The sequence below is a fragment of the Allobosea sp. P2_A10 genome, from assembly GCF_056405115.1.
This window is the reverse complement of sequence record NZ_JBFUCS010000005.1, coordinates 14,970-41,093: the sequence shown is the minus strand read 5'-3', so window position 1 is coordinate 41,093 and position 26,124 is coordinate 14,970. Positions and strand designations below refer to the sequence as shown.

Below are 26,124 nucleotides of genomic sequence, written 5' to 3'. Positions count from 1 at the left end.
ACGGGTTGCCCGCTGGTCGCGCGCAAGTGACCGATGGCGGCAGCTACTCGGGCTTGACGCCGGCGGCCTCGATGATCGCCTTCCAGGTCGCGATCTCCTGAAGATGATAGGGCTTGAAGCTGGCGGGATCGCGGACCTTCAGGGTGAAGCCGAGCTTCAGGATCGACTCGGTGATGGCGGGCCTGGCGATCGACGCCATCACCGCCTTCGACAGCATGTCGAGGATCGGGGCGGGCGTCGCGACGGGGGCGAAGAAGGCGGCCCAGCTGTCGGCGTCGGCATTGGTGACGCCCTGCTCGCGCAGCGTCGGGATATCCTTGGCGCGCGGATTGCGCTCGGGGCTCGCCAGCGCGAGCGCGCGCAGGCTGCCGCCATTGATCTGTTCGAGCACGCTCGGCAGCGTCGAATTGGCGATGTCGATGCGCCCGCCGATGATCTCCTGCACCAGGGGAGCCGCGCCCCGGAACGGCACATGGGTCATCTTGATGCCGGTGCGCTGCATGAACAGCTCCATGGCGAGATGCGAGCCGGAGCCGACGCCGGTCGAACCGTAGTTCAGCTTGGTCGGATCGGCTTTGGCCAGCGCCACCAACTCGGCGATATTCTTCGCCGGCAGATCGTTGCGCACGACGAAGGCGTGCTCGAAGGCGCCGACGCCGCAAAGCGGAGCGAAATCCTTGACCGCGTCGTAGCCCGGCTCTTTCAGCAGGAACATGTTGTTCCCGTGGGTCTGGTTGTTGCCGAAGATGATGGTGTGGCCGTCGGGATCGGCCTTCGCAACGGCGCGCGTGCCGACTGCGCCGGACGCGCCGGCGCGGTTGTCGACGACGACATTGTGACCGATCGAGGTCGACAGGTCCTGCGCGACGAAGCGCGCGATTGCGTCGGTGGGACCACCGGCGGGGTAGGGCACCACGAGCGTGATCGTCTTCGACGGAAAGCTTTGCGCGCGCAGCACGGACGGAGCGAGAACCGCTCCGGCGACGAGGCCGAGCGTGGAACGGCGGGTCAGCGACATGAATTTCCTCCCGGGAACCCGATTTGGCGACGGGCTTTATCGCTGGAGAATTAGGGGCAAAGCCGTCATGCGTCCAGCGGCAGGTGCGCCCCGCGCCACCTGCGATAGCGTGTCGCCAAGAAAAACCCATGGGGAGACAGACGCATGACCATCCGCATCGAGCGCAACGGCAAGGTCGCGACCGTCATTCACAGCCGCATCGAGGCGCGCAATGCGATGGACCCGGAGAGCGCGGAGGCGCTGACCGAGGCGTTCATCGCGCTCGACGCGGACGCGTCGGTGGCGGCGATCGTGTTCTGGGGCGAGGGCGGGGCGTTCTGCGCCGGCTGGGACCTTAAATACGCGCAGGCTTTTACGGAGCCGCAGCGCTTCCGGGCCGAGATCGTCGAGGGGCTGGCGTTTCCCGATGGCGACGGGCCGGTGCCGCGCGGGCCGATGGGTCCGTCGCGGCTCGAGATGTCAAAGCCGCTGATCGCCGCCGTCGAGGGGCCGGCGGTTGCCGGCGGCATGGAGCTCGCGCTCTGGTGCGATGTCCGCGTGATGGCGCAGGACGCCTATTTCGGGGTCTATTGCAGGCGCTGGGGCATTCCGCTGATCGATGGCGGCACGGTCAGGCTGCCGCGCCTCGTGGGGCAGGGGCGGGCGCTCGAGATCATCATGACTGGCCGCAAGGTGCCGGCCGAGGAGGCGCTGTGGATCGGGCTCTGCGAACAGGTCGTGCCATCAGGAGAGGCGCGCGCCGCGGCGGAGGCGATGGCTCAGGAGATCGCGCGTTTTCCGCAAGGCGCGATGCTGGCCGATCGGCGCAGCGCCATCGCTGGCCACGGGCTCAGCGTGCGCGAGGCGCTGGCGCGCGAATGGGACGGCGGCGTTGAGACGATTGCGACCGAGGGTGCGGCCGGGGCGGAGCGGTTCGCATCGGGTAAGGGCAGAGGCGGGGATTTTTCGAGTATTTGAGGGGAGTATTTCACCCTCTCCGTCATTCCGGGCGCAGCGCAGCGGAGACCCGGAATCCATCGTATGGCGCACCACTTGACGATGGATTCCGGATCGGCGCCGCTTCGCGGCTTGTCCGGAATGACGGCACGCAGTTGAGTGTCCGGGAGCCTTACGCTCCAAACCCTGCCCGCTTCAGCCTCTGAATCGCCACGTCGAGCGCCTGCAGGAAGGCCGAGCGATCCCTTGCCGAGAACGGTTTTGGTCCGCCGCCGGCCGTGCCCATGGCGCGCAGATCCTCCATCATGTCGCGTGTCGCCAGCGCCATGCCGATCGAGGCTTCGGTAAAGGGTTTTCCGGTCGAACCGATGACGTCGGCGCCGGCCTTGATGCAGCGGTCGGCGAGCGGGATGTCGGAGGTCACCACGATCGCGCCGCGCGAGACGCGCTCCGCGATCCAGTTGTCGGCGGCGTCGAAACCGTCCGAGACGATCACCCGCTCGATCCAGGCCTCGCGCGGCACGTTGATGAAGCTGTTGGCGACGACGAAGACCTTCAGGCGATGCCGCTCGGCGACCTTGTAGATCTCCGGCTTCACCGGGCAGGCGTCGGCGTCGATGTAGATCGCGATTGGCTTCGGGGCTGAGATTTCGGGTGTCGTTGTCATGTGCCCGCTATAGCAGGCCTGTCAGGCTCGCGAAGGGTGATTGCGCCATGACCGTGGCGATGTCATCGCAACCTCGCCCGAATTGCTGATTCCCGGACTGCCGCTCATGTCGCCCGTGTCCATGTCGCCTGCCGCCATCGAAATGCTCGGCTTCGCGGCGGCCGTGCTCACCACGCTGTGCTGGGTGCCGCAGGCGCTGCAGACGATCCGCACCCGCGACACCAGCGGGATCTCGCTCTGGACCCAAGGCATTTTCGCCGCCGGCATCGTGCTCTGGCTGGTCTATGGCGTGCTTTTGATGTCGTGGCCGCTGATCACAGCCAATGCGATCTCGCTGTGTCTCGTGCTGGTCATCCTCGCCATGAAACTGCGCCATGGCTGACCCCGGGCTCCCTGTCGGGAACCGCCACGTCGTGCCAGAGTTACCCAGCGTCTCCAGCCACGGAACCATCTCCTTCATGCCCGCTCTTTCGTCCGCGCATCTGATGCCGATCCTCATGCTGATCGGCTCCAATATCTTCATGACCTTCGCCTGGTATGGCCATCTCAGCTACAAGAGCACTGCGATCTGGCTGGCGATCCTGGCGAGCTGGATGATCGCGCTGCCGGAATACATGCTGGCGGTGCCGGCCAACCGCATCGGCTCGGCGGTCTATTCCGCCGCCGAACTCAAGACGATGCAGGAGGTGATCACTCTCACCGTCTTTGCGCTGTTCTCGGTGTTCTGGTTGAAGGAATCGCTGACATGGCAGCATGCCGTCGGTTTCGCGCTGATTGCGGCGGGCGCGTTCTTCATTTTCCAGGCGAAGGCGTGAACGCGTGACGAACATTCCCTCGCCTGGCCACCCCGCGGTCGCTGCCTATCTTGCGGAGGGCTATGACAGCGTCGTCGGCATGTCCTCGCGCTTTGCAGCGGCGATCTGCGCAAGGCTGCTCAGGCTGCAGACGGAAGAGGCGGTGTCAGGCCCCATCGCCGAGATCGGTGCGTTCGAGGGCCGCTTCTTCATCGCGCTCGCGCATGCGCTCGAACCCGGCGAGGTCGCGCTCGGCGTCGACATCTTCTCTTGGCCCAACGAGCAGGTGAAGGATCGTTTCGAGGCGAACTGCCTGAAGCATGGCATCGGCCCCGAGCGCCGCGTCACCGTGAAGGGCGACAGCGGCGCGATGACGCCTTCAGACCTCATGGGCCATGCCGGTGGGGCGCGGTTCCGCCTGATCCATGTCGATGGCGAGCATTCGCGGCGGGCTCTGGCCAAGGACCTCGTGCTGGCGACGGCCTGCCTCGGCGACGGCGGAATGATCGTGCTCGACGACATGCTGCACCCCGGTTATCCGACGCTGATGGTGGCGGTGCAGGAATACCTCGAAGCCAATCCGGGAATCGTGCCGCTCTGCGTCATCGATCGGGAAACCATCGTCGGTGCGACCAAGTTCGTGCTCTGCCAGCGCTCGTGGTTCGAGCGCTATCAGGCGCGGCTGCTCGAGATCTTCAAGGCCCAGATCTGGCCGCTAGGGGCCGATTTCGAGCCGCACTGGTGTCTCGTGCTGTCGCAGGACACGCGGCTGGCGGAGATCGTCTGACCGGCACGCCGCAAAGAACCCCGGCGCGATGGCCGGGGTCCCCTGTCATCGCTCGCGGCCGGCAGTTCAGCACATGTTGGCCGGGAAGCAGGCCGCCTCGCCGATGCGGGTGCGCTGGCGGCGCTCATGCTGGAAGCCGTGGTCGCGATGCTTGCCGCCGCCAATCCTCGCGCCATCGAAGCGGTCGGGGCGCTGGTGGCCGCCAAAGCCATGATCGCGATAGCCGCGACCGGGGCGATAGCCGTGCCTCGGGCCGCCGTCATGCGGCATGGCCAGCAGGACGCTCGAGATGCCGGCCAGCGCACCGATGATCGCGGCGGCGTTGCGGCCGTCCTTGGCGGAGGCGGCGGTGGGGGCGGTGAAGGTGGCCCCAGTGACGATGGCGATGGTCAGGGCGGTGATGACGGTCTTGCGGAACATGGCGCTCTCCAGAAAGGTTGGCGGCGAACCGTTTCGCCGATGACCTGACCCTAGAGAGCAGCCGGCATTGGCGCTGTTCCCGGCGGAACAGGCGCTGCCGCAGGCCGCTCCGGTGCTATTTTGCGAGTGGAAGCTTCTCGGCCTGCCAGCCGCCCGGACCGAGCATGCCGCCGCGCACCACGACGAGATTGCGCCAGCCCCGGCCGGCAAGTTTCTGCTGCACTGACGTCGAAAGGCCGCCCGTCCTGTCGATCAGGGCGATGCGCCTGGCTGGATTGTCGAGGCGGATGCCAGCGAGCCTGACCTCGAAGCCGGCGCTCTCTGCGTCGAGGCGCAGCGCGCCTTGCGGCACGCCGGTATCGGCCCATTCCTCGGGCGTGCGGATGTCGATGAGGAGGAGCTTGCCGGCGCGCGCGCTATCGTAGCTTTCGCGCGCGGAAAGTTGCGACTGTGCTTGTGCGGGAGAGGCGTGGGCCGCACCCAACAGGACAACCACGCCCAGACACATCGCGGCCGCCACCCCTTCGAGGCCGCGCAAGCGGCCGCCTCGAAGGGGCTTCCCGTGGACGCTGGAGCATCCTTCGAGACGCGCTCCTGCGGAGCGCTCCTCAGGATGAGGGCTGTTCAATCCGAATCGTGCTCTCAGCGCAGTTCGGCGCAGAAACGCTGGATGCGGCGGCAGGCCTCTTCCAGCTTGTCGTCCGAGGTTGCGTAGGAGATGCGGAAGTTGGGGCCGAGCCCGAAGGCGGTGCCGTGCACGGCGGCGACCGCCTCGTTCTCCAGCAGGCCCATGACCAGATCCTCGTCGGTCTCGATCACCTTGCCGTTCGGCAGCTTCTTGCCGATCAGCCCGGAGCAGTCGGGATAGACGTAGAAGGCGCCTTCCGGCGTCGGGCATTTCAGGCCGCGCGTCTGGTTCAGCATGGAGACGACGAGGTCGCGCCGGCGCTCGAACGCCTTGCGGAACACAGGGATGTGCTCCTGCGTGCCGTCGAGCGCCTCGACGGCAGCCCATTGCGAGATCGCCGAGGTGCCCGAGGTCTGCTGGCCCTGCACCAGGTCCATCGCATTGATCAGGTGTTGCGGGCCGGCCGCATAGCCGATGCGCCAGCCGGTCATCGCATAGGACTTCGAGACGCCGTTCATGGTCAGCGTGCGCTCATAGAGGCCGGGCTCGACCTGAGCGGGGGTGACGAATTTGAAGTCGCCATAGACGAGGTGCTCGTACATGTCGTCGGTCAGGATCCAGACATGGGGATGGCGCATCAGGACGTCGGTCAGCGCCTTCATCTCGGCATGGGTGTAGGCGGCGCCCGACGGGTTGGAGGGCGAGTTCAGGATCAGCCACTTGGTCTTCGGCGTGATCGCGGCCTCCAGATCGGCCGGCTGGAGCTTGAAGTTGTGCTCGATCGTGGCCTCGCAGAAGGTCGGCGTGCCGCCGCAGAGCGCCACCATCTCGGGGTAGCTGACCCAATAGGGTGCAACGCAGATCACCTCGTCGCCGGGGTTCAGGGTGGCGAGCATCGCGTTGTAGATGACGTGCTTGCCGCCGGTGCCGACGATGGTCTGGCTCGGCTTGTAGTCGAGGCCGTTCTCGCGCTTGAGCTTGCGGGTAATGGCCTCGCGAAGCTGCGGGATGCCGGGAACCGGCGTATACTTGGTTTCGCCGCGGCGAATGGCGGCGATGGCCGCTTCCTTGATATTGTCCGGCGTATCGAAATCGGGCTCGCCGACCGAGAGCGAAATCACGTCCTTGCCCTGCGCTTTCAGGTCGCGCGCCTTCTGCGTGATGGTGATGGTCGCAGACGGCTTCACGCGCTTCAGGGCGTCGGCAAGGAAGGCCATGGGGCTGATCTCCGGGAAACGGCAGGGTGCGCTCAAAGCTGGCGCGCGCGTGGTTTAGGACTCATGTGGCGGCATCGCAAGCAAGAGTGCTTGATCATTGCCAGAAGCGAAGCGAATTTGAAGGCCTTGGTCTGGCCATGGAGTAGATTGGAGCGCGGCGGGAATGTCGGAGGCGTGGGTCCGCAAGCACTGGTTCCAGCTCTGTGTCGCGGGCGTCATCGGCCTGTGCTTCCTCTACGGGCTCGGCCGGGCCGGCTGGTATCGTTTCGTCACCGCGAAATCGGTCCAGCCGGCGCAGACCGACATCTGCGCCATGGGTTCGCTCGACGTCCCGGGATTTCGCAATCTGGTCGCGCGGATCGAGCGCGAGGGCGAGAGCGGCGGCGGCGGTTGCGGCGATGCGAGTTCGCCCGCGTCCTGCCTGCAGGCTCTGCTGAAGCGGCGCATCGACGGCTATATGGCCGTGGCAGGCCCCAACATGATCGGCCGGATGATGGCGATGCATGCGGTGATGCGCGCCAACAGGGCGGTGCTGCTCTCGCAGACCACGGTGCCGCCGCGGCCGACGCCTAGATGGCAACTGTCTGAGTCCTTCCGAAAGGCTTATCCCGATCGCGTCGAGAAACCGCTGGTGCGGCGCGCCGAGACCTTCGTCTACGCGCTCGACCAGCGCGCTGTCGGCATGCCGGGTCCGGCGCTGTTCGGCGGCGGCTCCGGGCGTGGCGGAGGATTGAGCTACGATACCGGCCGGACGAGCTTCCCGACCGGGCTCTATGGCATCGCCGAGGTCGAGATTACGCTGTCGGACCCGACGCTGCGCCCCGATGACGCCGATGCGGGTGCAGTCACCGAGGTGATCGGCTATACCGAAGCCGCCTGGAGCACGCGAAAGGCCTATGACGGCCTGGCGCCCAAGGTTCGGGCGCCGCTGCCGGCCGACAGCGTCTATGATATGACGTCGCTCTGCCCGCGCCTCCCGGCATGGTTCGAGACGCCGGCGGCTCCGTCGCGCATGCCCGATGCCGCGACCCAGGCCGAGCAGCGCCGCAAGCTCTTCCAATGGGCCGACCAGATCCGCAACCAGCCGGGTCGGCCGGTGACGCCGCCATAAGACACGCCGGGCTGGCCGGAAACGTGCATAGTGACGTTCTCGGCTGAGGGGCCACTCATCACCAGCGCATTTTGCCGCGCGGAAAGCATTTCGTGAAACTCAGGATCGGCTACGAACTCGACTACGACTTTCCGCAACCCACGCCCATCATCCTGATGCTGAACGTGCATTTCAGCCGGGTTTCGGACCTTGCCGCGCCCGATCACATGCGGATCAGCCCGTCCGTGCCGGTCAGCGCCTATCGCGACGGCTTCGGCAACTGGTGCTCGCGCCTGCTCGCACCGCAGGGCCATATGCGGATCACCGCCGACGCCGTGATTTCCGACAGTGGTTTGCCTGAAGCCTTCGACCGGAGCGCAGGTCAGGTGCCGGTCGAGAACCTGCCCGAGGAGTGCCTCGTCTTCCTGCTCGCCAGCCGCTTCTGCGACTCGGACCGCCTGCTCGATCTCGCCTGGCAATTGTTCGGGCATACCGTGCCTGGCGCGGTCCGCGTCCAGGCGATCTGCGACTTCGTCAACCAGCGCATCGCCTTCAACTATAACGACGCCAGCGTGACGCGCACGGCGTCGGACGCCTATCGCGAGGGCAGGGGCGTCTGCCGCGACTATGCGCATCTGGCGATCGCGTTCTGCCGGGCGATGAACATCCCGGCGCGCTACTGCACCTGCTATCTCGGCGATGTCGGTACGCCGCCGCCCTATCCGCCGGGCGATTTCGCGGCCTCCTTCGAGGCCTATTGCAATGGCGGCTGGCAGATGTTCGATCCGCGCAACAACGTGCCGCGCATCGGGCGGGTGCTGATCGCGCGCGGCCGCGACGCCGCCGACGTCGCCATCGCCACCACCTTCGGCCCGAACACGCTGACGGGCTTCAGGGTCTGGACCGACGAGGTGGTGGAGGGGTAGGGCTCGCAGGCCCGTGTCGTCGGGCAGGACGACGCAATCGAAATCTGGACCGAGAAGCCAATGCCGAAACTCTGCAAGTTCACGTCGCCAAGTGACGGCAAGCCGATCTACGTCAATCCCGATCAGGTCAGCGTGGTCTATTCGTTCAAGGGCGAGCCGCCCGACACGATCATCGCCTTCCGCAAGGACTTCCACCTCGTGGTGAAGGAAGGTCTCGAAGAGACCGTCATCATCCTCGACAAGGCTTCGGTGAGCGAGACGGCAGGCGGCTAGTCGCGGAAAAGACCTGAAGCAGGTTTCTTTGCCCGCAGCGGCGTCTTGCGGGTCAGGCCCTTGCCTTTTGCCGCTGCTGGCTCGTCGGCGACAGTCGCTTCAGGCGCCACGGCGACTGGCGCAGCTGGCTTTGCCGTCGGCTTTTGCGGCTCGGCCGGGTCGATCGTCTTGAAGCGGATCACTTCTTCTTCGGCCCGCTTGCCGCCGCCTTGGCGACGACGGCCGAGAAGGTCGAGGGAGCCGCCGCATTCGTCTTCGGCTTTTCCTTCTTGGGCTTCTTGGCTTCGCGATTGCTGCGCTGTTCGCCTTTTGCCATGACCGCCTCCTTCGACTGCCACGGCCGGGCCCGGCAGGACGCCGCGCCGCCTCCTGTCGAAGCAGGCCGTCAGCCTAGGACAGCGGCGCGGGCAGGGCACGCGGTTTCTTCGCGCATGAACCGGTGATTTCGGTTCAGCGCAATCCCCGGCCGAAGCTCGGTTCGACCGCGTTGGGCGAAAGCATCACCGCGTTGGCATGGCCGCCTTCCGACAAGGCAAAGCGCACGGCGTCCTTGCGCTCGCGAAAGATGCCCTCCGACTGGCCATCGAGATCGCGGGCGACCCAGAAACCGGCGGCGGAGCGCCCAACCAGAAAGAGATGGCTGGCGCTGGCGTGCATTTGCCGAGCGGACATGGAGCCAATCATCGCGCGCATCGCTCAATTCAGCGCGAACCAGGCGCGCAGGCCGAGGATGCCGGCGACACCGAGAGTCGCCAGCGCCAGAACGCAAAGCTCGGTCGCGAGCAGGCATGCGCCCGGGCGTGTGGTCCGCAGCGCGTCGTAGACGGCCCGCGCGCGGCGCTGCTGGCTGGTAAAGTTGTAGTGGGACTGCGTGTTCATCATCGACCTCCATCGACGCCGCTGATGTGGGGTCGGGGGCGGTAAAGTTGCGATGTGGAAGATGCCGGGGGGCATAAGCGACCCATAAAGACCAACACTGGCGCCCCGGTCCCGGCATGGTTAACCTCCGTTAACCGCCTTCGCCCTAGTTTCGCTGCAGCTTTGCGATTCGGTGGACCCATGCGCGCTCTGACACTGGCACTGCCACTCGTTCTCCTCGCCGCCACAGGCGCGCAGGCGGATTTCCAGTCCTGTCTCGCCGGCCTGCGCTCCGAGGCCACGGGCCGGGGCGTCTCGGCTGCCACCTTCGACCGCGCCATGGCGGGCGTTCAGCCCGACATGAAGGTGATCGAGGCGATGAACAACCAGCCGGAGTTCAAGACGCCGATCTGGGACTATCTCGGCACGCTGGTCGATGACGAGAAGGTGGCGGAAGGCCGCGCCATGCTGCGCCAGCACGCCTCGACGCTGGCCGCAGCTGAGGCCCGCTTCGGCGTCGACCGCCACACGATCCTGGCTGTGTGGGGCGTCGAGAGCGATTTCGGCAAGGCGCGGGGCAAGATGCCGCTCGTGCAGGCGCTCTCGACCGGCGCATGCCTGGCGCCGCGCCGCAACGCCTTCTTCAGGGGTGAACTGATCGCGACGCTGCAGATCATCCAGCGCGGCGACGTCTCCGCCGACCGGCTGTTCGGCTCATGGGCTGGCGCGTTCGGGCACACCCAGTTCATTCCCTCGACCTATCTCAGGCTCGCCGTCGACGGCGATGGCGACGGCCGCCGCGATCTCGTCGATTCGATTCCCGACGCGCTGCATTCGACGGCGAATTTCATGGCCAAGGCCGGCTGGATCACTGGCGCGCCCTGGGGCTACGAGGTCCGCGTGCCCGATGGCTATTCCGGCGCGACCGGGCGCAATCCCAAGCAGGCGGTGTCGAGCTGGGCTGCGCGCGGCATCGTCAAGTTCGACGGGTCTCCGCTCTCTGGTTCGGGCAATGCGGGGCTGCTGATGCCGGCGGGGCGCAACGGCCCGGCCTTCCTTGTCTTCAAGAACTATGACGCGGCCTATAGCTACAACGGCGCGGATTCCTATGCGCTGGCGATCTCGCTTTTGTCCGATCGCATTCGCGGTCGGCCGGGCGTGCAGGGCGAGTGGCCGACCGACGATCTGCCTTTGTCGCGCGAGCAGCGCCGCGAACTGCAGCGCCTGCTGACCGCGCGCGGCTACAATGTCGGCGAACCCGACGGCGCGGTCGGCGCGCTGACACGAGCAGCGATCAAGGAGATCGAGGCCAAGGTCGGCATGCCGCAGACCGGGCGGCCCGGCGAAAAGGTGCTGCGCGCGCTGAAAAGCGGGCGGGTTTAGGTTGTTGATATAGTGAGCCCTCATCCTGAGGAGCCGCGAAGCGGCGTCTCGAAGGATTGTCCAGATGCTTCTGGAGACTCCGGGATCATCCTTCGAGACGCAGCCTCCGGCTGCTCCTCAGGATGAGGGCTGTTCCTGATCTCGAGCCCGAGCATGACGGAGCCTTGATGACCCGCCGCCTGATCTCCACCGGATCGCCTTTCGAGACCGCCTTCGGCTATTCGCGCGCCGTCATCGATGGCGATCTCGTCTTCGTCTCCGGCACGACCGGCTACGACTACGTCACCATGACGCTGCCGGAGGACGCAGCCGATCAGGCGCGCAACATCTTCCGCACGCTCGATGCCGTGCTGGCCGAAGCGGGCTCCGCGATGTCGCAGGTGCTGCGGGCGCAGTATTTCGTCACCGACCGGAGCTATTGCGAGCCGGTGCTCTCCGTCTGCGGCGAGGTCTTCGGCGACATCCGCCCGGCGGCGGCCATCTATGTCGTGACGGGGCTGCTCAAGCCCGAGATGAAGGTCGAGATCGAGGTCACGGCGCGACGACTGGCGGTCTGAGACGATCGCAGCCCGTCCCGGCGGTCGTGCGGATGCGGCAATCCGCCATTGGCTGATCGGCTGGTTTACAGCCCCGTCCGTCGCGGTCATCCTGCCTCCCAAGCAAACAAGAAACAGCCTTAGGGAGGCGACCATGTGCCGTATCTTCTCGGCCCAGACGGCCGAACGCTACGCCTACCAGACCCGCTCGATCCGCCTCGGCGGTCATGCCACCTCGATCCGGCTGGAAGCCGCGTTCTGGGACATCCTCGAAGAGATCGCGCTTTTGCAGAACGTCACGCTCGGGCGTTTCCTGAGCAAGCTCCATGACGAGGTATTGGAATTCAACGGCGAGGCGATGAACTTCACCTCGCTCCTGCGCTGCGCCTGCCTCACCTATCTGTCGGATGTGCGGGGGCAGGAGGATGACGGCGAGCGTCTGCGGCGCGAGGCCGTCGTCGCCTTCCACCGCGCGGCCGAATGAGGCTGCTGCCGTGCGTGGAACGCCGATCAACTTTTAGTTTGTAGTAATCCTATACTACCCGCTCCGTCGCGAGTGCACCTAGGCTGACCCGACCTGCAAGAGCGAGGTCGAGTGCATTGCCTGTGTCTCCAGCCGTCCGCGCGACGCGCGTCGATCGTCCGATCGTCAATCTTGCGCCCTATGCGGTAGCCACCCTGATCCTGGGACTTGCGCTCGGAGCCGGAACGGCCACTGCGCAGGATGTCGACATCGCCAGGGCGAGGCAGCTCTTCGTCTCTGCCTGCGGCACCTGCCACACCGCCGAGAAGGGCGCGGCCAACCGTCAGGGCCCCAACCTCTACGACATCGTCGGCAAGCCCGTGGGCCTGCGCGAGGGCTTCAAATATTCCGAGCCGCTGAAGAGTTCCGGCTTCGTCTGGGACGAGGCCACGCTCGACCGCTGGATCGAAGACGCGCAGGCCGCACGACCAGGCACGATCATGGCCTACCGCCAGCGTGATCCCGACCGGCGCAAGCTCGTCATCGCCTATCTGAAAACCCTGTCAGAGCCGAAATAGGAGGCCGTCCGCCTTGGCCAAAGCCATCCATATGATGATCCGGGTGCTCGACGAGGCCCGCTCCGTCGCGTTCTACGAGACCGCATTCGGCCTGACTGTCGCCGACCGCTTCGACTTCACCGGCTTCACGCTGGTCTATCTGCGCAGCCCGGAGATCGATTTCGAGGTCGAGCTGACGGTCAACCACGATCGCACGGAGCCTTATCAGCTCGGCGACGGCTACGGCCATGTCGCCTTTGCGGTCGATGATATCGCTGCAGAGCATGCCCGCTTCGCGGCGGCCGGCCTCAACCCCAATCCGGTCAAGGATTTCCAGCGCGACGGCGCGCTGCTCGCCCGCTTCTTCTTCGTCCAAGATCCCGACGGCTACAAGATCGAGGTTCTTCAGAAACACGGCCGCTACCGCTGAGCGTCACGAATGCCGGCGCAGCGGAGCAACGCGCCGGAGCAAAACTGGAGGAAACCATGGCACTGCACGACACCGAAGCCGGCCGCGCGGCCGGGCCGAAACCGGCGCTCGACCGGCGGCAATTCCTGGCCGGAACCTCTGCTGCCGCCGCGATCGTGATTTCCGGCGAGGCGCTGATTCACTCCGGCGAAGCCTGGGGGCTCGAGGTCAAAGCGCTGAAGCCCGAGACGATGCTGACGCTGATCAAGATAGCGCGCGACATCTATCCGCACGACACGCTGGCCGACCGCTTCTACGCCGTCGCGATGAAGTCCTACGACGAGAAATCGGCCAAGGATGCGGCCTTCAAGGCCGACGTCGAGAAGAACGTCGCGGAAATCGATCGTCTGGCCGCAAAGCAGCACAAACTCGCCTATGCCCAGGTCGGCTGGGAGAGCCAGCGCGTGAACCTGCTGCGCGCCATCCAGAAGGGCAAGTTCTTCCAGGGCGTGCGCTCAGGGCTCGTGGTCTCGCTCTACAACCAGCCCGAGGTCTGGCCGGCGTTCGGCTACGAGGGCGAGAGCGCCTCCAAGGGCGGCTACATCGAGCGCGGCTTCGGCGACATCGCCTGGCTCTGACAATCATAAAAATCAGGAGGATACAGCGATGGCTGCCAAATTCGATCTGACCGACGACAGCGTCGTCGTGGTCGTCGGTTCTGGCGCGGGCGGGGGCACGCTCGCCACCGAACTCGCGCTCAAGGGTATCAAGGTCGTCTGTCTCGAAGCGGGCAAGCGCTACGAGACCGAGGATTTCGTCAACAACGAGTGGGAATCCTTCACCCAGCTCGCTTGGACCGACATGCGCACGACGTCGGGCTCCTGGCGCGTGTCGAAGGACTTCGCCAACCTGCCGGCCTGGATCGTCAAGGCGGTCGGCGGCTCGACGACGCACTGGGCAGGCGCATCGCTTCGCTTCCAGAAGCACGAGTTCAAGGCCCGAACCACCTATGGCGAGGTCAAGGGCGCCAATCTGCACGACTGGCCGGTCGATCTCGCCGAGATGGAGCCATGGTACGCCAAGGCCGAGGACCGCATGGGCGTGACCCGCACAAACGGCATCCCCGGACTGCCGGGCAGCAACAACTTCAAGGTCTTCGAGAAGGGCGCCAAGGCTGTCGGCTACAAGGAGGTCCATACCGGCCGGATGGCGATCAACTCGCAGCCGCGCGACGGGCGCGGCTCCTGCCAGCAGATCGGCTTCTGCTTCCAGGGCTGCAAGTCCGGCGCGAAATGGTCGACCCTCGTCGCCGAAATCCCCAAGGGCGAGGCCACCGGCAAGCTCGAGGTCAGGCCGGAATCCTTCGTCCAGCGCATCGAGCATGACGCCTCGGGCAAGGTCACCGGCGTTGTCTATCTCGATGCAAAGGGCGTGCAGCAGCGCCAGAAGGCTCGCATCGTCGCGGTCGCGGGCAATTCGATCGAGAGCCCACGCCTGCTGCTGAACTCGGAGTCCAGCCAGTTCAAGAACGGGCTCGGCAACTCCTCGGGGCAGGTCGGCCGCAACTACATGCGCCACATGACCGGCTCGGTCTATGGCGTCTTCGACAAGCCGGTGAAGATGTGGCGCGGCACCACCATGGCCGGCATCATGCAGGACGAGGCGCATCACGACCCCAAGCGCGGCTTTGTCGGCGGCTACGAACTCGAGACGCTATCGCTCGGCCTGCCCTTCATGGCCGCCTTCCTAGACCCCGGCGCCTGGGGGCGCGAGTTCACCACGGCGCTCGATTCCTACGAACGCATGGCCGGCCTGTGGATCGTCGGCGAGGACATGCCGCAGGAGACAAACCGCATCACGCTCTCCGACAAGAAGGACAAGGGCGGCATGGCGGTCGCGAACGTCAATTTCGACGACCACCCCAACGACATCGCGATGCGCGCCCATGCTTATAAGCGCGGCTCGGCGATGTATGACGCCGTAGGAGCGACGCGGACCTTCCCGACGACGCCCTATCCCTCGACGCACAACCTCGGCACCAACCGCATGTCGGAGAAGCCGCGCGACGGCGTCGTCAACAAATGGGGCCAGAGCCACGACGTGAAAAACCTGTTCGTCTCCGACGGCAGCCAGTTCACCACCGGCGCCGCCGAAAACCCGACCCTGACCATCGTGGCGCTGGCCCTGCGCCAGGCCGACTACATTGAGAAGCAGATGGCGCAGAAGACGGTCTGAGCCCTTCGGAATTCCGCAGGGACAAACCCTCCCGGTCATTGCTGCGGGATCGACCTGCCCGGCCTTCACAGGCCGGGCTTTTTCGTGCCCGCGCGCTTGCGTGAGCGCGCTGCGGCGCGGCGAATGACGCGCCGGCGTTGATCGCCACAAAGATGGCGAAGTGACATCCGGCGAATCCGGCGGCGACTTTGCAAGCCGCCTCGACGTGGTATATCTCTTGCTTGATCAGGCCAGGTTCACGCATCGTCACGACAGCAGGAGAACATGCCATGCCGATCACCCGCCGCCATGTTTTGACGGGAGCCGCCGCACTCGCCGCGTCCGGTTTCATGCAGGGAAAGCCGATGGCGCAGTCGCGCGCGGCGACTTTGCGCTTTATTCCCTCGACGCCGCTGCCTTCGCTCGACCCGATTACGGCGACGAGCTATGTCATCCGCAATCACGGCTATCTGATATATGACACGCTGTTTGCGACCGACGCGCAGTTCCAGATCAAGCCTCAGATGGTCGAGGCGTGGGAGACGAGCGCTGATGGCCTGAAGTGGAGTTTTCGCCTGCGCGACGGGCTGACCTTCCATGACGACGAGCCGGTGCGTGCGCAGGATTGCATCGCCTCGATCACGCGCTGGTCGAAGCGCGACGCCTTCGGCCAGACCTTCGCGACCTTCGTCGAGGCCTATGAGGTGATCGACCAGCGCAGCTTTGCGATCAGGCTCAAGAAGCCCTTTCCGATGATGACGGCGGCGCTCGGCAAACTGTCGTCCAACGTGCCCTTCATCATGCCCGAGCGCGTGGCGATGACCGACCATCTGAAGAACATCACCGAGGCGGTCGGCTCCGGTCCCTGGCGTTTCATGGACAAGCAGTGGGTGCCGGGTCAGAACGCGATCTATGAGCGCTTCGGCAAGTACAAGCCGCGCGAGGAGGCGCCGTCCTGGGCGGCGGGCGGCAAGGTCGCCAAGATCGATCGCATCGAATGGGTCGCGCTGACCGAGGCTTCGGCCGCCGTGGGCGCGCTGATGCAGGGCGAGGTCGACTGGTACGAGCAGCCGCCGGTCGATCTCCTGCCCGTGCTCAAGGCCAACAAGGACGTCGCCATCGAAAACGTGCCGCTGGGCCTGTTCCTGCTGCTGCGCTTCAACCAGATGCAGCCGCCGTTCAACAACCCGGCGATCCGCCGGGCGGTGATGATGGCGGTCAACCAGACCGATTACATGGAAGCCGTCGTCGGCGACAAGGCCTACTACAAGGAGGCCAAGACCTTCCTGACGCCGGGCTCGCCGATGTCGACCGGCGCGGGCGGCGCGGAGGCGATGCAGGCCAATCTCGACAAGGCCAGGGCGATGCTCAAGGAGGCCGGCTACAAGGGCGAGAAGATTGTCCTGCTGGCGCCGGCCGACCAGCCGATCGCCTATCAGCAATGCCTCGTCACCGAAGACCTGTTCAAGAAGCTCGGCATGAACGCCGAACTGGTTGCGACCGACTGGGCGAGCTTCATCGGCCGGCGCGCCAATCGCGGTTTGCCCGAAGCTGGCGGCTGGTCGGCCTTCCATACGCTCTGGTCCTGCGCCGATACGCTGAACCCGGCGCTGCATCCGCTGATGCGCGCCAATGGCGGCGCGGCCTGGTTCGGCTGGCCCGACGATGGGCAGATGGAGGGCTTGCGCGACCAGTGGATCGCCGAACCGGATGTCGCCAAGCAGAAGGAGATCGCGGCCTCGCTGGAGCGGCGCGCCTTCGATTTCGTGCCTTACGTGCCTGCCGGACTGGTGCAGCAGCCGATGGCCTTCCGCAAGAGCCTGACCGGCATGGTGCTCTCGCCGGTGCAGTTCTTCTGGAACATGGAGAAGAAGGTCTGACGCAAGCCTGCGATCGGGGTTCCGAACCGCCTCCGTCATGATCGGGCTTGTCCCGACCATCCACGCCTTGACGCCGCTCGGGCGCGCAATGCCCCTCGGCTTGTGCGCCGGTAGCGTCGCAAGACGTGGATGGTCGCCACAAGGGCGACCACGACGGCAGTGGTTGCGGCCCGGCCGCTTCGGCAAACGCTTGCGCGCTGCCCGCCATCCCCGTAATCACCCGCGCAACCACCACGAACACGACGCGCGAGGCGACGACCATGGCGACCCACAAGCTCCTGCTGCTCCCCGGCGACGGCATCGGCCCCGAGGTGATGGGCCAGGTCGAGACCATCGTCTCCTGGTTCGGCAAGCAGGGCCTCGCCTCCTTCGAGATCGAGAAGGGGCTCGTCGGCGGCTGCGCCTACGACGCGCACAAGCAGGCGATCTCGGAAGGCGATATGAAGCTGGCGCAGGACGCCGACGCCGTGCTGTTTGGCGCAGTCGGCGGGCCGAAATGGGCCGATGTGCCCTACCAGCACCGCCCCGAGGCTGGGCTGCTGCGCCTGCGCAAGGATCTCGGCCTGTTCGCAAACCTGCGCCCCGCGATCTGCTATCCGGCGCTGGCCTCGGCCTCGTCGCTCAAGCCCGAGGTCGTCGAGGGCCTCGACATCCTGATCGTGCGCGAACTCACCGGCGGCGTCTATTTCGGCGAGCCCAAGGAGATCGTCACGCTGGAGGATGGTTCCAGGCGCGGCGTCGATACGCAGGTCTATACGACGCCTGAGATCGAGCGCATCTGCGCTGTCGCCTTCGAGCTCGCGCGCACGCGCCGCAACAAGGTCTCCTCCGCCGAGAAGCACAATGTCATGAAGACCGGCGTGCTCTGGAAACAGACCGTCACGGCCCAGCACGCCAGGGACTACAGGGATGTCGAGCTGGAGCATGTGCTGGCCGACAACTGCGCCATGCAGCTGGTGCGCTGGCCCAAGCAATACGACGTCATCGTCACCGACAATCTGTTCGGCGATATCCTCTCGGACGTCGCGGCGATGCTGACCGGGTCGCTGGGCATGCTGCCCTCGGCCTCGCTTGGCGCCGAGGACAAGGCGACGGGCAAGCGCAAGGCGCTCTACGAGCCGGTCCACGGCTCGGCCCCCGACATCGCCGGCAAGGGGCTGGCGAACCCGATCGCGATGATCGGCTCGTTTGCGATGGCGCTGCGCTATTCGTTCGGTGCGATCGAAGCCGCCGACCGGCTCGAAGGCGCGATCGCCGATGTGCTGGGCTCGGGCACGCGCACCAAGGACATCGCAGCGCCTGGCGCCAACGCGGTGTCCACCAGCGAGATGGGCGCGGCGATCGTCAAGGCGCTGGAGGCGCGAGGCTGATTCTGCCGTTCTCCTGCAAGGGTAGAAGGGATTCCTCTCCCCCTCGTGATTTGCGCGTGACGCGCGGGCATGCGCTAGAGTTGATGCTTCTGAAACGGAGCATGTCCGTCCGATGCTGATCAAGAACCGTGCTGGCTGGGAGATGCCCGAAAGCCAGGCGACACCTGAATCCGTTTTCATGAACCGTCGCAGTCTGATGGCTGCCGGCGCGGGATTGATTGCGAGCGCCGCGCTGCCGAAAATCGCGGCAGCCCAGGGCGCCGACCCGACGCTCGATCTCTATCCCGCGAAAAAGAACGCCGCCTACACGCTCGACCGCCCGGTCACCGACGAGGATCTCGCGGCGAACTACAATAATTTCTACGAGTTCGGCACGTCCAAGGATGTGGTCGCCGCGTCCAAGAAGCTGGTGACGCGGCCGTGGATGGTGACGATCGACGGCATGGTCGAGAAGCCGATGGAGATCGGCTTTGACGATCTCGTCCGCAGGATGACGCTGGAGGAGAGGCTCTATCGCTTCCGCTGCGTCGAGACCTGGTCGATGGCCGTGCCCTGGACCGGTTTCACCGTGAAATCGCTCGTCGAGTTCGCCAAGCCGCTGGCCTCGGCGAAATACATCAAGTTCGAGACTTTCATGAACCCGCGCGTCGCGCCGGGCCAGTCGCAGCGCTGGTATCCCTGGCCCTATACCGAAGGCCTGACCATCGCGGAGGCGACCAACGACATGCCGCTGATCGTGACCGGCGCCTACGGCAAGCCGATCCCGACGCAGCATGGCGCACCGCTGCGGCTGATCACGCCGTGGAAATACGGCTTCAAATCGGTGAAGTCGATCAGCAAGATCTCCTTCGTTGCCGAGCGGCCAAAGACCTTCTGGGAAGGGCTGCAGGCCTCGGAATACGGCTTCTGGGCCAATGTGAACCCGGAGGTCTCGCATCCGCGCTGGAGCCAGGCGAGCGAGCAGGTGCTGGGGACGCGCGAGCGCCGCCCGACGCTGCTGTTCAACGGCTATGCCGAGCAGGTCGCGGGTCTCTACAAGGGGCTGGAAGGCGAGCGGCTCTACGTCTGAGCCGATCTGCCGGCGCGACGACGCTGCCGACAGGAATCGGGTTGTTCGTATGCGACCATCCGGGGGATAGTCCGGGGAGCAGCGTGTTTGTCGCTGCCCGGAACGAAAGCCCGAGACCGTCATGCAGTATTTCTGCCTGTTCGAGACCGCCATCGGCCTCTGCGCACTGGTCTGGCAGAGCGACATCCTGATCGGCTCGCAATTGCCTGAGCGCGACGAGGGGACCGCGCGTCGGCGCCTGGTGCGGCGCTTTCCCGAAGCGGAGGAAGCGCAGCCCGCGGGCTTCGTGGCGTCAGCCAGTGCCGAGATCGCGGCGCTGCTATCGGGCGAGCCACGCGATCTCTCGCATCTGCCGATCGATCTTTCCGCCGTGCCGGCCTTCAACCGCAAGGTCTACGACGTGGCGCTGGCGATTCCGCCGGGCGAGACGCTGACCTATGGCGAGGTCGCCGCCCGCATCGGCGAACCCGGCGCGGCGCGGGCCGTCGGCGTCGCGCTCGGGCAGAATCCGTTTGCCCCGATCGTACCCTGTCATCGCGTGCTGGCGGCCGGCGGCAAGACCGGCGGCTTCTCGGCCGATGGCGGCGTCGAGACCAAGCTGAAAATGCTGACGATCGAGAAGGCGCGTACCAGCGCCGAGCCCGGCCTGTTCGACGCACTCCCGCTGGAGGCAAGGCGGCGGTAAGGGGCCGCCACCCGTCATGCTCGCCCTTGTGGCGATCATCCACGTCTTAAGCGTAGAGCGCCGCGAGGGAACACGGGGATGATCGGGACAAGCCCGACCATGACGAGAGTGCCGCGGATGGGGCGTGCGGAGACGGCAAAAAAAAGCCGGCGTCCCGAAGGAGCCGGCTTTTGAAGTTTGAAACATCCAGCGCAAGCGCCAAACATCTCAGAGGGGAACGGCTGCAACGAACTCGACGCCGGGAGGAGATAGCGGAGCCCGTTGCGAACAACCGTGTTTGCTATATCGGGCAGCAGCTGCCTTTTTGCAATGCAGCATAACTTGGGGCTGGCATGCGCTTAGCGCATGAGGCTCGCTAAACTGTGACAAATTGAGCCTTTATCGATAGCTTGCATGCGTAAAACGCAAGAAAGCCGCCTCGCGCGGTGCGCAAGGCGGCTTTCTGTCCCGCAACGCTCTCAATAGGTCCAGCGCTGGGCTTTCTGGATCAGGAAATCGCGGAAGACCTGCACGCGGGCGACCGATTTCATCTCTTCGGGATAGACCAGATAGCTCTCGAGCTGCGGCATCTCGGTCTCGCGCATCAGCTGCACGAGCGTCGAGCCGGTCTCGATCAGGTAGTCGGGCAGCACGGCGATGCCGGCGCCCGAATCGACCGCGCGCTTCATCGCCGTGATGTTGTTCACGGTGAGATGGATCGGGCGCGGATTGCGCTGGTCGCGGCCAAGCGTGCCGAGCCAGTGCACGGCGGTCAGATAGGACGGCGAGGTGCCGCCGAAAGAGAGGATGCGGTGGTTGTCCAGTTCCTCATAGGTCTTCGGCTCGCCGAAGCGCTTCACATAGGCCGGCGATCCGTAGACGTGGAAATGCACGGTGAAGAGCTTGCGCTGGATCAGGTCGGGCTGCTGCGGCTGGCGCAGGCGGATCGCGATGTCGGCCTCGCGCATCGAAAGGTCGAGTTCCTCGTCGGTGAGGATGAGATCGACCTTGATGTCGGGGTAGAGATCGAGGAACTCGGCCAGCCGCGGCGTCAGCCAGTGGCCGCCGAGGCCGCGCGTCGCGGTTACCTTGAGCTCGCCCGAGGGGTGCTCGCGCGTCTCCGACAACTGGGCGCGGGTGCGCTCGAGCCGCTGCGTCATCTCGCGCGCAGCGCGCCAGAGCAATTCGCCCTGCTCGGTCAGAATGAGGCCGCGCGTATGTCGATGAAACAACGGCGCGCGCAATTCGCGCTCCAGCGCCCCGATCTGCCGGCTCACCGCCGATTGACTGAGGCCCAGAACGTCTCCCGCCTTGGTAAAGCTGCCAGATTCAGCGACGGTATAAAAAATCCTGATGCGGTCCCAATCCACCGCGGTCCCCCCGTTATGCGTTTGGTGCATGTTGGGGGGCAAAACCCTTGAAGGTCAATGTCTGCGTGACATTGAGCCTCGGTTTTGACACTGAATCTGGTGACTAAATCCATCAAAATTGGTGATATATCGAGCAGGCGTCCTATTCCGCCGCCTTCAATTGCCCGAGTTCGCTGGCCTGCAGCCAGCGTTCGGCATCGAGCGCCGCCATGCAGCCGAGACCGGCTGCCGTGACGGCCTGGCGATAATGCTCGTCGGTGACGTCGCCTGCGGCGAAGACGCCGGCGATATTGGTGTTGGTCGTGCCGGCCTCGACCGTGAGATAGCCCGATTCGTTCATCGTCAGCTGCCCGGCGAAGAGTTCGGTCGCCGGCTTGTGGCCGATCGCGATGAAGACGCCATCGGTCCTGAGCTCGCTCTGCGCCCCGGTCTTGAGGTCCTTCAGCTTCAGATGGGTGACGTTGGCCGGCTGCGTGCCGCCACAGATCTCGGCGATCTCGCTGTCCCAGACGACTGCGATCTTCGGGTGCTTGAAGAGCCTGTCCTGCATGACGCGCTCAGCGCGCAGCGAATCGCGCCGATGCACCAGTGTCACCTTGCTGGCGAGGTTGGCGAGATAAAGCGCCTCCTCGACGGCGGTGTTGCCGCCGCCGACGACCACGACCTCCTTGTTGCGGAAGAAGAAGCCGTCGCAGGTGGCGCAGGCCGAGACGCCAAAACCCTGGAAGGCCTGCTCGGAGGGCAGGCCAAGCCATTTCGCCTGCGCGCCGGTGGCGACGATCAGCGCATCGCAGGAATATGTTTCGGAGCCGTCGCCCCAGAGCCGGAAGGGGCGCTGCGAGAGGTCGACACGGGCGATGTGGTCGGAGACCATCTTCGTGCCCATGTGCTCGGCTTGCGCGCGCATCTGCTCCATCAGCCAGGGGCCCTGGATGACGTCGGCGAAGCCTGGATAATTCTCGACATCGGTGGTGATCATCAACTGGCCGCCGGCCTGCAGGCCGGAGATCATCACCGGCTCCAGCATGGCGCGGGCGGCATAGATCGCGGCGGTGTAGCCGGCCGGGCCTGAGCCGACGATCATGACGCGGGCATGGGTGTGGGCCATGAGGTGTCGTCCTTGTTGCGCGGCCGCAGCCGCGTCGTTCAACAGTCAGATATGATCTGGACTGCCATAGGCAAATGCACCCAGATCAACTCGTGTCGTCATTCCGGGCGCAGCGCAGCGAAGACCCGGAATCCATCATAAGGCGCTGTCGAACTCCATGATGGATTCCGGATCGGCGCCGCTTCGCGGCTTGTCCGGAATGACGGCGTAGGTGAGATTGTCACTCGAGCCCCAGTTCCGCCCGATGCCGGAGCCAGCCCTCGCGGACGGCAGCGGCGATCAGGCGAGTGGAGTCTATGGGGTCGTAAGCCGCGCCTTCAAGCCGGCCGGCGAAGTCATGCACAACCCCTTGCCGTTTCAGCGCGGCGAGGAACCTCGCAAGCTTGTCATGGCCGCCATGCGGTTCGAAGACGAGGATCGGTGCGCCCGTCGCTGTCGCCTCGCCGATCATGTTGGTCGAATCGGCCGTGGTGACGATGGCGTCGGCATTGGCCAGCAGCGCGACATAAGGGTTCTCGCCCGTGCCGTCCCACCACCAGCCGCCATGGCGCGCGAACACATCCGCCACGGCCTTGCCCAAAGCAGGCGAGGTGCGGCGCGAGGGCGAGCCGATCAACGCGACGCCCGATTGCGCGAGGCTGTCGAGCAGGCCGGCAAAGCGCGCGATGTCCTGCGTCCGGAAGCGATGATGCCGGCTGTCGCCGCCGACCAGCACGGCGGCGCGGGGCGCGGGCAGCACTGCGATCCCGGTCGGTGGCGTCGTCCGGGCGGCGGCCAGACGCTCCGGCGCGAGCCGGTGCGGCGAGGTCGTGGTGACCAGCACGTTGTCGCCGCGCAGGCGGTCGTGTTCGGAGACCCAGATCAGGTCGGCGGCCCCAGCGCCGGTGCGCGGATCTTTCAGGATCACCGTGAAGACCGCGCCGTTGGAGGCCTTCTTCACGGCGCGGACGTAAGGCACGGCGCGCCGGCCCGAGGCGATGACGATATCGGGGAAGGGCGGGCGGATCGGGCTGTCCTCGCGTTCGGGTCCGTCGCGCGGGTCGATCGGCCCGCGCGGCATCAGCCACACGAAGGGCGGGCGAGGCGCGACGCGCCTGATCTCGGGCATGACGCCGAGACGTTCGGCGACGCCGGCACACTGCAGCTCGTCGCCGGCCTTGCCGTCGCTCAGCACCCAGACGCTGGGGAGGGGCTCGGTCGACAAGGCGGTCTCCGTGGCCAAGGCTTTCTTGGTGGCATGGTCGATGCCTTGTATCGCGTAAGGCCTGCGTCTACACCAGCGCGACCTTTTCCGGGGAATTTTGTGCGCTCCAAGCTCGACGACATCGACCTGCGTATCCTGCGCGAGCTTCAGGGCGATGGCCGCATGACCAATGTCGAGCTGGCGAGCCGCGTCGGCATCTCGCCGCCGCCCTGCCTGCGCCGGGTCAGGGCGCTGGAGGAGGCCGGGCTGATCACCGGCTATCGCGCCCAACTCGACGAACGCAAGCTCGGGCTCGAGGTCGTGTGCTTCGCCTTCGTCCATCTTGCGAGCCAGGCCGAGCCGGATCTGGAGCTGTTCCAGGCCCGCATCCGCGCCTGGGACGCGGTGCGCGAATGCTGGAAGCTCTCGGGAGACATCGACTTCATCCTGAAATGCGTCGCACCCGACCTGAAAGCCTTCCAGGATTTCGTCGGCGAACTGACCTCTCTGCCCAATGTCCGCAATGTCCGGACCGCGCTGGCGCTCGATCGCGTCAAGGACGAGCCGATCGTTCCTCTGGGCTGATCAGACCTGCTCAGCCCCTGACATAGCGCCTGATCCAGCCGGCGTTGGTGCGCGCCATCGCGTCCAGCCTGAGCTGGTCGATTCCTGGCGCATACCAGGGCCCGGCGAGCGTCGGCGAGGACGACGACATGATCGGATACTGCGCGACGACGCGGCCGGCCTTGTCGATCACGGCGACCTCGCTGTCGATGCCGTCATTGCCCGAGCCCGCGCCGAACATGCCGGCATTGCCCGCATAGCTCGACATGGAGATGCCGCGCACCGTGACGACGAGCGAGGTGCCTGGTGCGGCTGCGCCTGCCAGTTCCTGCTCCAGCGCGGCCTGGATGCGGCTCGCATTGGGGCCGAGGCCCTGTGCGCGAAGGCGCGAGACGTCGACCTTGACCGAGCCCGCGGCGTGACCCGGAGCTGCGTGAGCGGCGGTCGCGAAGGCGGCGGCAGCGAAACCCGCGGCGATAAAAGCGCGACGATCGAGCATGGGAGATCTCCTGTCGGTTTCCGCGAAGAGCCGGGAAAGCACCCGCTCGCGTTACAAGCGGAGATAGGAGAGGGGGTCGTCGTCTGCCATGGCGGGAGGCCGCCGGTCGCGGCCTCGTGAAACGGCGTCAGCCGGCGACGTAGCGCTTGATCCAGGCGGCGTTGTGCTGGATCAGGCCGGTCATGCGGCGCTGGTCGATGTCGGGCAGGTACCAAGGGCCAGCCGCGCTCGAAGGTACTGTGGAGAGCACCGGGTAGGTTGCGATGACGCGGTTGCCGCGCCCGACCAGCGAGGCTTCGCTGTCGAACGAGTCGGCGCCCTGGTTGCCGCCGCCGCCAACGCGGCCGCCACCGCCGCCGCCGGCATAGCTGTTGAGGAAGACGCCGCGCACAGCGACGTTCAGCGTCGGGCCGGCGCCGCGCCGCAGATAGGGGCCAAGCGCCGCGGTGAGTTCGCGTTCGAGGCCGAGCTTGATCGCGAGCGCGTTCGAGCCCCAGCCCTGCGCGGCGAGCCTGGAGACATCGACGCGGATCGCGCCGATCGCCACAGGCTGGCTCTGCGCCGAGGCGCGGTCGAGGCCCGCCAACATCAGCGCTGGCGTCGTCAGCGAGGCGGCGAGAAAGCGGCGGCGTGTGGTCATGAATCTGTCTCCAGCGTCACGCGACGAGCATAGCGCTTGCGCGCGACATTACCATGCCCCGCCGCCGGACTTGGCGATCAGCGGAACTGGACGCTGACGACCTCGTAGGATTTGCCGCCGCCGGGCGTGTTGACCTGCACGGAATCGCCGACCTTCTTGCCGATCAGCGCGCGCGCGATCGGCGAGCCGATCGAGACCTTGCCGGATTTCACATCCGATTCGGGTTCGCCGACGATCTGGTAGATCTTCTTTTCCTCGGTGTCGTCGTCGATCAGCTGGACGGTGGCGCCGAACTTGATCGTGTCGCCGCCGGCGAGCTTGGCGACGTCGATGATGTCGGCCCTGCCGATCAGCGATTCCAGTTCCTGGACGCGGCCCTCATTGAGAGCCTGCGATTCCTTGGCGGCGTGATATTCGGCGTTCTCCGACAGATCGCCATGGGCGCGCGCCTCCGAGATCGCTGCGATGATGCGCTGGCGCTGCACCTGCTGGCGGTCTTTCAGCTCGGCCTCCAGGGCAGCAAAGCCGCCCGCGGTCATGGGAACCTTTTCCATCGTCTCATCCCGGATTGCGAAAGCCATAAGCCGCCGGCCGCACTCTT

The 26,124-nt window shown here is 65.9% G+C and carries 33 protein-coding genes; 19 read left to right on the top strand and 14 right to left on the bottom strand.

The genetic code is table 11. The features are described 5' to 3' along the window. Positions 1-43: 43 nt before the first annotated feature. Positions 44-1,018 (bottom strand): Bug family tripartite tricarboxylate transporter substrate binding protein, encoded by a 975-nt coding sequence (locus tag AC1DZY_RS09145; RefSeq protein WP_476819795.1) that lies wholly within the window; start codon positions 1,016-1,018, stop codon positions 44-46. Between the two features lie 144 nt (positions 1,019-1,162). On the opposite strand from AC1DZY_RS09145, the gene AC1DZY_RS09140 reads away from it, so the two are divergent. Beyond that, on the top strand, positions 1,163-1,975 hold the full coding sequence (locus AC1DZY_RS09140; protein WP_476819794.1) for a crotonase/enoyl-CoA hydratase family protein: 813 nt from the start codon (positions 1,163-1,165) through the stop codon (positions 1,973-1,975). A 151-nt stretch (positions 1,976-2,126) separates the two neighbouring features. Here the strand turns inward: AC1DZY_RS09140 and AC1DZY_RS09135 are convergent, their stop codons facing one another. Then, complete coding sequence (locus AC1DZY_RS09135) at positions 2,127-2,621, bottom strand: YaiI/YqxD family protein (RefSeq protein WP_476819793.1); 495 nt, start codon at positions 2,619-2,621, stop codon at positions 2,127-2,129. Between the two features lie 106 nt (positions 2,622-2,727). Here AC1DZY_RS09135 and AC1DZY_RS09130 point away from each other — a divergent pair, with 106 nt between their 5' ends. The 3 genes from AC1DZY_RS09130 to AC1DZY_RS09120 all read left to right on the top strand — a co-directional run bounded on the left by AC1DZY_RS09130 (position 2,728) and on the right by AC1DZY_RS09120 (position 4,202). Then, entirely contained in the window at positions 2,728-3,003 is a 276-nt protein-coding gene (locus AC1DZY_RS09130; protein ID WP_476819792.1) for a SemiSWEET family sugar transporter, read from the top strand. Positions 3,004-3,079: 76 nt separating this feature from the next. Continuing rightward, on the top strand, positions 3,080-3,436 hold the full coding sequence (locus AC1DZY_RS09125) for a DMT family protein (RefSeq protein WP_476819791.1): 357 nt from the start codon (positions 3,080-3,082) through the stop codon (positions 3,434-3,436). A gap of 4 nt (positions 3,437-3,440) precedes the next feature. After that, positions 3,441-4,202 carry a class I SAM-dependent methyltransferase gene (locus AC1DZY_RS09120; protein WP_476819790.1) on the top strand — a complete coding sequence of 254 codons (762 nt, stop codon included), beginning with the start codon at positions 3,441-3,443 and terminating at the stop codon, positions 4,200-4,202. 66 nt (positions 4,203-4,268) lie between these two features. On the opposite strand, the gene AC1DZY_RS09115 is transcribed toward AC1DZY_RS09120, so the two are convergent. From AC1DZY_RS09115 to AC1DZY_RS09105, 3 genes are all read right to left on the bottom strand, one after another. Beyond that, on the bottom strand, positions 4,269-4,622 hold the full coding sequence (locus AC1DZY_RS09115; RefSeq protein ID WP_476819789.1) for a hypothetical protein: 354 nt from the start codon (positions 4,620-4,622) through the stop codon (positions 4,269-4,271). A gap of 115 nt (positions 4,623-4,737) precedes the next feature. Then, positions 4,738-5,160, bottom strand: coding sequence for a rhodanese-like domain-containing protein (locus AC1DZY_RS09110; RefSeq protein WP_476819788.1), 423 nt, complete (start codon positions 5,158-5,160; stop codon positions 4,738-4,740). Positions 5,161-5,264: 104 nt separating this feature from the next. Further along, complete coding sequence (locus tag AC1DZY_RS09105) at positions 5,265-6,467, bottom strand: pyridoxal phosphate-dependent aminotransferase (protein WP_476819787.1); 1,203 nt, start codon at positions 6,465-6,467, stop codon at positions 5,265-5,267. Between the two features lie 163 nt (positions 6,468-6,630). Between AC1DZY_RS09105 and AC1DZY_RS09100 the strand changes: the two genes are divergently transcribed. From AC1DZY_RS09100 to AC1DZY_RS09090, 3 genes are all read left to right on the top strand, one after another. Beyond that, the gene (locus tag AC1DZY_RS09100) at positions 6,631-7,578 is read left to right on the top strand and encodes a hypothetical protein (RefSeq protein ID WP_476819786.1); all 948 of its coding nucleotides are present in this window, start codon (positions 6,631-6,633) and stop codon (positions 7,576-7,578) included. A 92-nt stretch (positions 7,579-7,670) separates the two neighbouring features. Next, entirely contained in the window at positions 7,671-8,483 is an 813-nt protein-coding gene (locus tag AC1DZY_RS09095) for a transglutaminase-like domain-containing protein (protein WP_476819785.1), read from the top strand. A 60-nt stretch (positions 8,484-8,543) separates the two neighbouring features. Further along, a complete protein-coding gene (locus AC1DZY_RS09090; protein WP_476819784.1) occupies positions 8,544-8,756 on the top strand; it encodes a hypothetical protein in 213 nt (70 codons plus the stop codon). A gap of 178 nt (positions 8,757-8,934) precedes the next feature. On the opposite strand, the gene AC1DZY_RS09085 is transcribed toward AC1DZY_RS09090, so the two are convergent. The 3 genes from AC1DZY_RS09085 to AC1DZY_RS09075 all read right to left on the bottom strand — a co-directional run bounded on the left by AC1DZY_RS09085 (position 8,935) and on the right by AC1DZY_RS09075 (position 9,635). Next, positions 8,935-9,072 (bottom strand): hypothetical protein, encoded by a 138-nt coding sequence (locus tag AC1DZY_RS09085; protein ID WP_476819783.1) that lies wholly within the window; start codon positions 9,070-9,072, stop codon positions 8,935-8,937. A gap of 134 nt (positions 9,073-9,206) precedes the next feature. Beyond that, entirely contained in the window at positions 9,207-9,428 is a 222-nt protein-coding gene (locus AC1DZY_RS09080) for a hypothetical protein (protein ID WP_476819782.1), read from the bottom strand. Between the two features lie 24 nt (positions 9,429-9,452). Continuing rightward, positions 9,453-9,635, bottom strand: coding sequence for a hypothetical protein (locus AC1DZY_RS09075; RefSeq protein WP_476819781.1), 183 nt, complete (start codon positions 9,633-9,635; stop codon positions 9,453-9,455). A 180-nt stretch (positions 9,636-9,815) separates the two neighbouring features. Between AC1DZY_RS09075 and AC1DZY_RS09070 the strand changes: the two genes are divergently transcribed. From AC1DZY_RS09070 to AC1DZY_RS09020, 11 genes are all read left to right on the top strand, one after another. After that, positions 9,816-10,997: a lytic murein transglycosylase gene (locus AC1DZY_RS09070; RefSeq protein WP_476819780.1), complete on the top strand. Its 1,182-nt coding sequence runs from the start codon at positions 9,816-9,818 to the stop codon at positions 10,995-10,997. 167 nt (positions 10,998-11,164) lie between these two features. Continuing rightward, entirely contained in the window at positions 11,165-11,554 is a 390-nt protein-coding gene (locus AC1DZY_RS09065) for a RidA family protein (protein WP_476819779.1), read from the top strand. A 133-nt stretch (positions 11,555-11,687) separates the two neighbouring features. Further along, entirely contained in the window at positions 11,688-12,017 is a 330-nt protein-coding gene (locus tag AC1DZY_RS09060) for a ribbon-helix-helix domain-containing protein (RefSeq protein ID WP_476819778.1), read from the top strand. A 122-nt stretch (positions 12,018-12,139) separates the two neighbouring features. After that, entirely contained in the window at positions 12,140-12,574 is a 435-nt protein-coding gene (locus AC1DZY_RS09055) for a c-type cytochrome (protein ID WP_476819777.1), read from the top strand. Between the two features lie 13 nt (positions 12,575-12,587). Continuing rightward, positions 12,588-12,983, top strand: coding sequence for a VOC family protein (locus AC1DZY_RS09050; protein WP_476819776.1), 396 nt, complete (start codon positions 12,588-12,590; stop codon positions 12,981-12,983). A gap of 56 nt (positions 12,984-13,039) precedes the next feature. Then, positions 13,040-13,600, top strand: a complete 561-nt coding sequence (locus AC1DZY_RS09045) for a Twin-arginine translocation pathway signal (protein ID WP_476819775.1) — start codon at positions 13,040-13,042, stop codon at positions 13,598-13,600. Positions 13,601-13,628: 28 nt separating this feature from the next. After that, the gene (locus AC1DZY_RS09040) at positions 13,629-15,197 is read left to right on the top strand and encodes a GMC family oxidoreductase (protein ID WP_476819774.1); all 1,569 of its coding nucleotides are present in this window, start codon (positions 13,629-13,631) and stop codon (positions 15,195-15,197) included. 269 nt (positions 15,198-15,466) lie between these two features. Next, positions 15,467-17,056, top strand: a complete 1,590-nt coding sequence (locus AC1DZY_RS09035; protein WP_476819773.1) for an ABC transporter substrate-binding protein — start codon at positions 15,467-15,469, stop codon at positions 17,054-17,056. A 260-nt stretch (positions 17,057-17,316) separates the two neighbouring features. Beyond that, positions 17,317-18,426 carry a 3-isopropylmalate dehydrogenase gene (gene leuB, locus AC1DZY_RS09030; RefSeq protein ID WP_476819772.1) on the top strand — a complete coding sequence of 370 codons (1,110 nt, stop codon included), beginning with the start codon at positions 17,317-17,319 and terminating at the stop codon, positions 18,424-18,426. Between the two features lie 112 nt (positions 18,427-18,538). After that, on the top strand, positions 18,539-19,495 hold the full coding sequence (gene msrP, locus AC1DZY_RS09025) for a protein-methionine-sulfoxide reductase catalytic subunit MsrP (RefSeq protein WP_476819771.1): 957 nt from the start codon (positions 18,539-18,541) through the stop codon (positions 19,493-19,495). Positions 19,496-19,616: 121 nt separating this feature from the next. Then, positions 19,617-20,180, top strand: a complete 564-nt coding sequence (locus tag AC1DZY_RS09020; RefSeq protein WP_476819770.1) for a methylated-DNA--[protein]-cysteine S-methyltransferase — start codon at positions 19,617-19,619, stop codon at positions 20,178-20,180. Between the two features lie 458 nt (positions 20,181-20,638). Here AC1DZY_RS09020 and AC1DZY_RS09015 read toward each other — a convergent pair whose 3' ends face one another. The 3 genes from AC1DZY_RS09015 to AC1DZY_RS09005 all read right to left on the bottom strand — a co-directional run bounded on the left by AC1DZY_RS09015 (position 20,639) and on the right by AC1DZY_RS09005 (position 23,841). Then, positions 20,639-21,529 carry a LysR family transcriptional regulator gene (locus AC1DZY_RS09015; RefSeq protein WP_476819769.1) on the bottom strand — a complete coding sequence of 297 codons (891 nt, stop codon included), beginning with the start codon at positions 21,527-21,529 and terminating at the stop codon, positions 20,639-20,641. Between the two features lie 142 nt (positions 21,530-21,671). After that, positions 21,672-22,637: a thioredoxin-disulfide reductase gene (gene trxB, locus AC1DZY_RS09010; protein ID WP_476819768.1), complete on the bottom strand. Its 966-nt coding sequence runs from the start codon at positions 22,635-22,637 to the stop codon at positions 21,672-21,674. A 220-nt stretch (positions 22,638-22,857) separates the two neighbouring features. Further along, positions 22,858-23,841: a mitochondrial fission ELM1 family protein gene (locus AC1DZY_RS09005; protein WP_476819767.1), complete on the bottom strand. Its 984-nt coding sequence runs from the start codon at positions 23,839-23,841 to the stop codon at positions 22,858-22,860. Positions 23,842-23,940: 99 nt separating this feature from the next. On the opposite strand from AC1DZY_RS09005, the gene AC1DZY_RS09000 reads away from it, so the two are divergent. Continuing rightward, on the top strand, positions 23,941-24,405 hold the full coding sequence (locus AC1DZY_RS09000) for an Lrp/AsnC family transcriptional regulator (RefSeq protein ID WP_476819766.1): 465 nt from the start codon (positions 23,941-23,943) through the stop codon (positions 24,403-24,405). 10 nt (positions 24,406-24,415) lie between these two features. On the opposite strand, the gene AC1DZY_RS08995 is transcribed toward AC1DZY_RS09000, so the two are convergent. The 3 genes from AC1DZY_RS08995 to greA all read right to left on the bottom strand — a co-directional run bounded on the left by AC1DZY_RS08995 (position 24,416) and on the right by greA (position 26,077). Further along, positions 24,416-24,883 (bottom strand): hypothetical protein, encoded by a 468-nt coding sequence (locus AC1DZY_RS08995; protein ID WP_476819765.1) that lies wholly within the window; start codon positions 24,881-24,883, stop codon positions 24,416-24,418. 127 nt (positions 24,884-25,010) lie between these two features. Next, positions 25,011-25,523, bottom strand: coding sequence for a hypothetical protein (locus tag AC1DZY_RS08990; protein ID WP_476819764.1), 513 nt, complete (start codon positions 25,521-25,523; stop codon positions 25,011-25,013). Positions 25,524-25,600: 77 nt separating this feature from the next. Then, a complete protein-coding gene (gene greA / locus AC1DZY_RS08985) occupies positions 25,601-26,077 on the bottom strand; it encodes a transcription elongation factor GreA (protein ID WP_476819763.1) in 477 nt (158 codons plus the stop codon). Positions 26,078-26,124 lie beyond the last annotated feature (47 nt).

What these genes read in the sequence shown, in the direction of transcription:
- AC1DZY_RS09075 (WP_476819781.1), bottom strand. Translation starts at nt 9,635, where the DNA reads ATGAACACGCAGTCCCACTACAACTTTACCAGCCAGCAGCGCCGCGCG.
- AC1DZY_RS09060 (WP_476819778.1), top strand. Translation starts at nt 11,688, where the DNA reads ATGTGCCGTATCTTCTCGGCCCAGACGGCCGAACGCTACGCCTACCAG.
- msrP (WP_476819771.1), top strand. Translation starts at nt 18,539, where the DNA reads ATGCTGATCAAGAACCGTGCTGGCTGGGAGATGCCCGAAAGCCAGGCG.
- AC1DZY_RS09070 (WP_476819780.1), top strand. Translation starts at nt 9,816, where the DNA reads ATGCGCGCTCTGACACTGGCACTGCCACTCGTTCTCCTCGCCGCCACA.
- AC1DZY_RS09090 (WP_476819784.1), top strand. Translation starts at nt 8,544, where the DNA reads ATGCCGAAACTCTGCAAGTTCACGTCGCCAAGTGACGGCAAGCCGATC.
- AC1DZY_RS09125 (WP_476819791.1), top strand. Translation starts at nt 3,080, where the DNA reads ATGCCCGCTCTTTCGTCCGCGCATCTGATGCCGATCCTCATGCTGATC.
- AC1DZY_RS09145 (WP_476819795.1), bottom strand. Translation starts at nt 1,018, where the DNA reads ATGTCGCTGACCCGCCGTTCCACGCTCGGCCTCGTCGCCGGAGCGGTT.
- AC1DZY_RS09065 (WP_476819779.1), top strand. Translation starts at nt 11,165, where the DNA reads ATGACCCGCCGCCTGATCTCCACCGGATCGCCTTTCGAGACCGCCTTC.
- AC1DZY_RS09085 (WP_476819783.1), bottom strand. Translation starts at nt 9,072, where the DNA reads ATGGCAAAAGGCGAACAGCGCAGCAATCGCGAAGCCAAGAAGCCCAAG.
- AC1DZY_RS09020 (WP_476819770.1), top strand. Translation starts at nt 19,617, where the DNA reads ATGCAGTATTTCTGCCTGTTCGAGACCGCCATCGGCCTCTGCGCACTG.
- AC1DZY_RS09040 (WP_476819774.1), top strand. Translation starts at nt 13,629, where the DNA reads ATGGCTGCCAAATTCGATCTGACCGACGACAGCGTCGTCGTGGTCGTC.
- leuB (WP_476819772.1), top strand. Translation starts at nt 17,317, where the DNA reads ATGGCGACCCACAAGCTCCTGCTGCTCCCCGGCGACGGCATCGGCCCC.
- greA (WP_476819763.1), bottom strand. Translation starts at nt 26,077, where the DNA reads ATGGAAAAGGTTCCCATGACCGCGGGCGGCTTTGCTGCCCTGGAGGCC.
- AC1DZY_RS08990 (WP_476819764.1), bottom strand. Translation starts at nt 25,523, where the DNA reads ATGACCACACGCCGCCGCTTTCTCGCCGCCTCGCTGACGACGCCAGCG.
- AC1DZY_RS08995 (WP_476819765.1), bottom strand. Translation starts at nt 24,883, where the DNA reads ATGCTCGATCGTCGCGCTTTTATCGCCGCGGGTTTCGCTGCCGCCGCC.
- AC1DZY_RS09080 (WP_476819782.1), bottom strand. Translation starts at nt 9,428, where the DNA reads ATGTCCGCTCGGCAAATGCACGCCAGCGCCAGCCATCTCTTTCTGGTT.
- AC1DZY_RS09130 (WP_476819792.1), top strand. Translation starts at nt 2,728, where the DNA reads ATGTCGCCCGTGTCCATGTCGCCTGCCGCCATCGAAATGCTCGGCTTC.
- trxB (WP_476819768.1), bottom strand. Translation starts at nt 22,637, where the DNA reads ATGGCCCACACCCATGCCCGCGTCATGATCGTCGGCTCAGGCCCGGCC.
- AC1DZY_RS09100 (WP_476819786.1), top strand. Translation starts at nt 6,631, where the DNA reads ATGTCGGAGGCGTGGGTCCGCAAGCACTGGTTCCAGCTCTGTGTCGCG.
- AC1DZY_RS09140 (WP_476819794.1), top strand. Translation starts at nt 1,163, where the DNA reads ATGACCATCCGCATCGAGCGCAACGGCAAGGTCGCGACCGTCATTCAC.
- AC1DZY_RS09135 (WP_476819793.1), bottom strand. Translation starts at nt 2,621, where the DNA reads ATGACAACGACACCCGAAATCTCAGCCCCGAAGCCAATCGCGATCTAC.
- AC1DZY_RS09115 (WP_476819789.1), bottom strand. Translation starts at nt 4,622, where the DNA reads ATGTTCCGCAAGACCGTCATCACCGCCCTGACCATCGCCATCGTCACT.
- AC1DZY_RS09045 (WP_476819775.1), top strand. Translation starts at nt 13,040, where the DNA reads ATGGCACTGCACGACACCGAAGCCGGCCGCGCGGCCGGGCCGAAACCG.
- AC1DZY_RS09105 (WP_476819787.1), bottom strand. Translation starts at nt 6,467, where the DNA reads ATGGCCTTCCTTGCCGACGCCCTGAAGCGCGTGAAGCCGTCTGCGACC.
- AC1DZY_RS09035 (WP_476819773.1), top strand. Translation starts at nt 15,467, where the DNA reads ATGCCGATCACCCGCCGCCATGTTTTGACGGGAGCCGCCGCACTCGCC.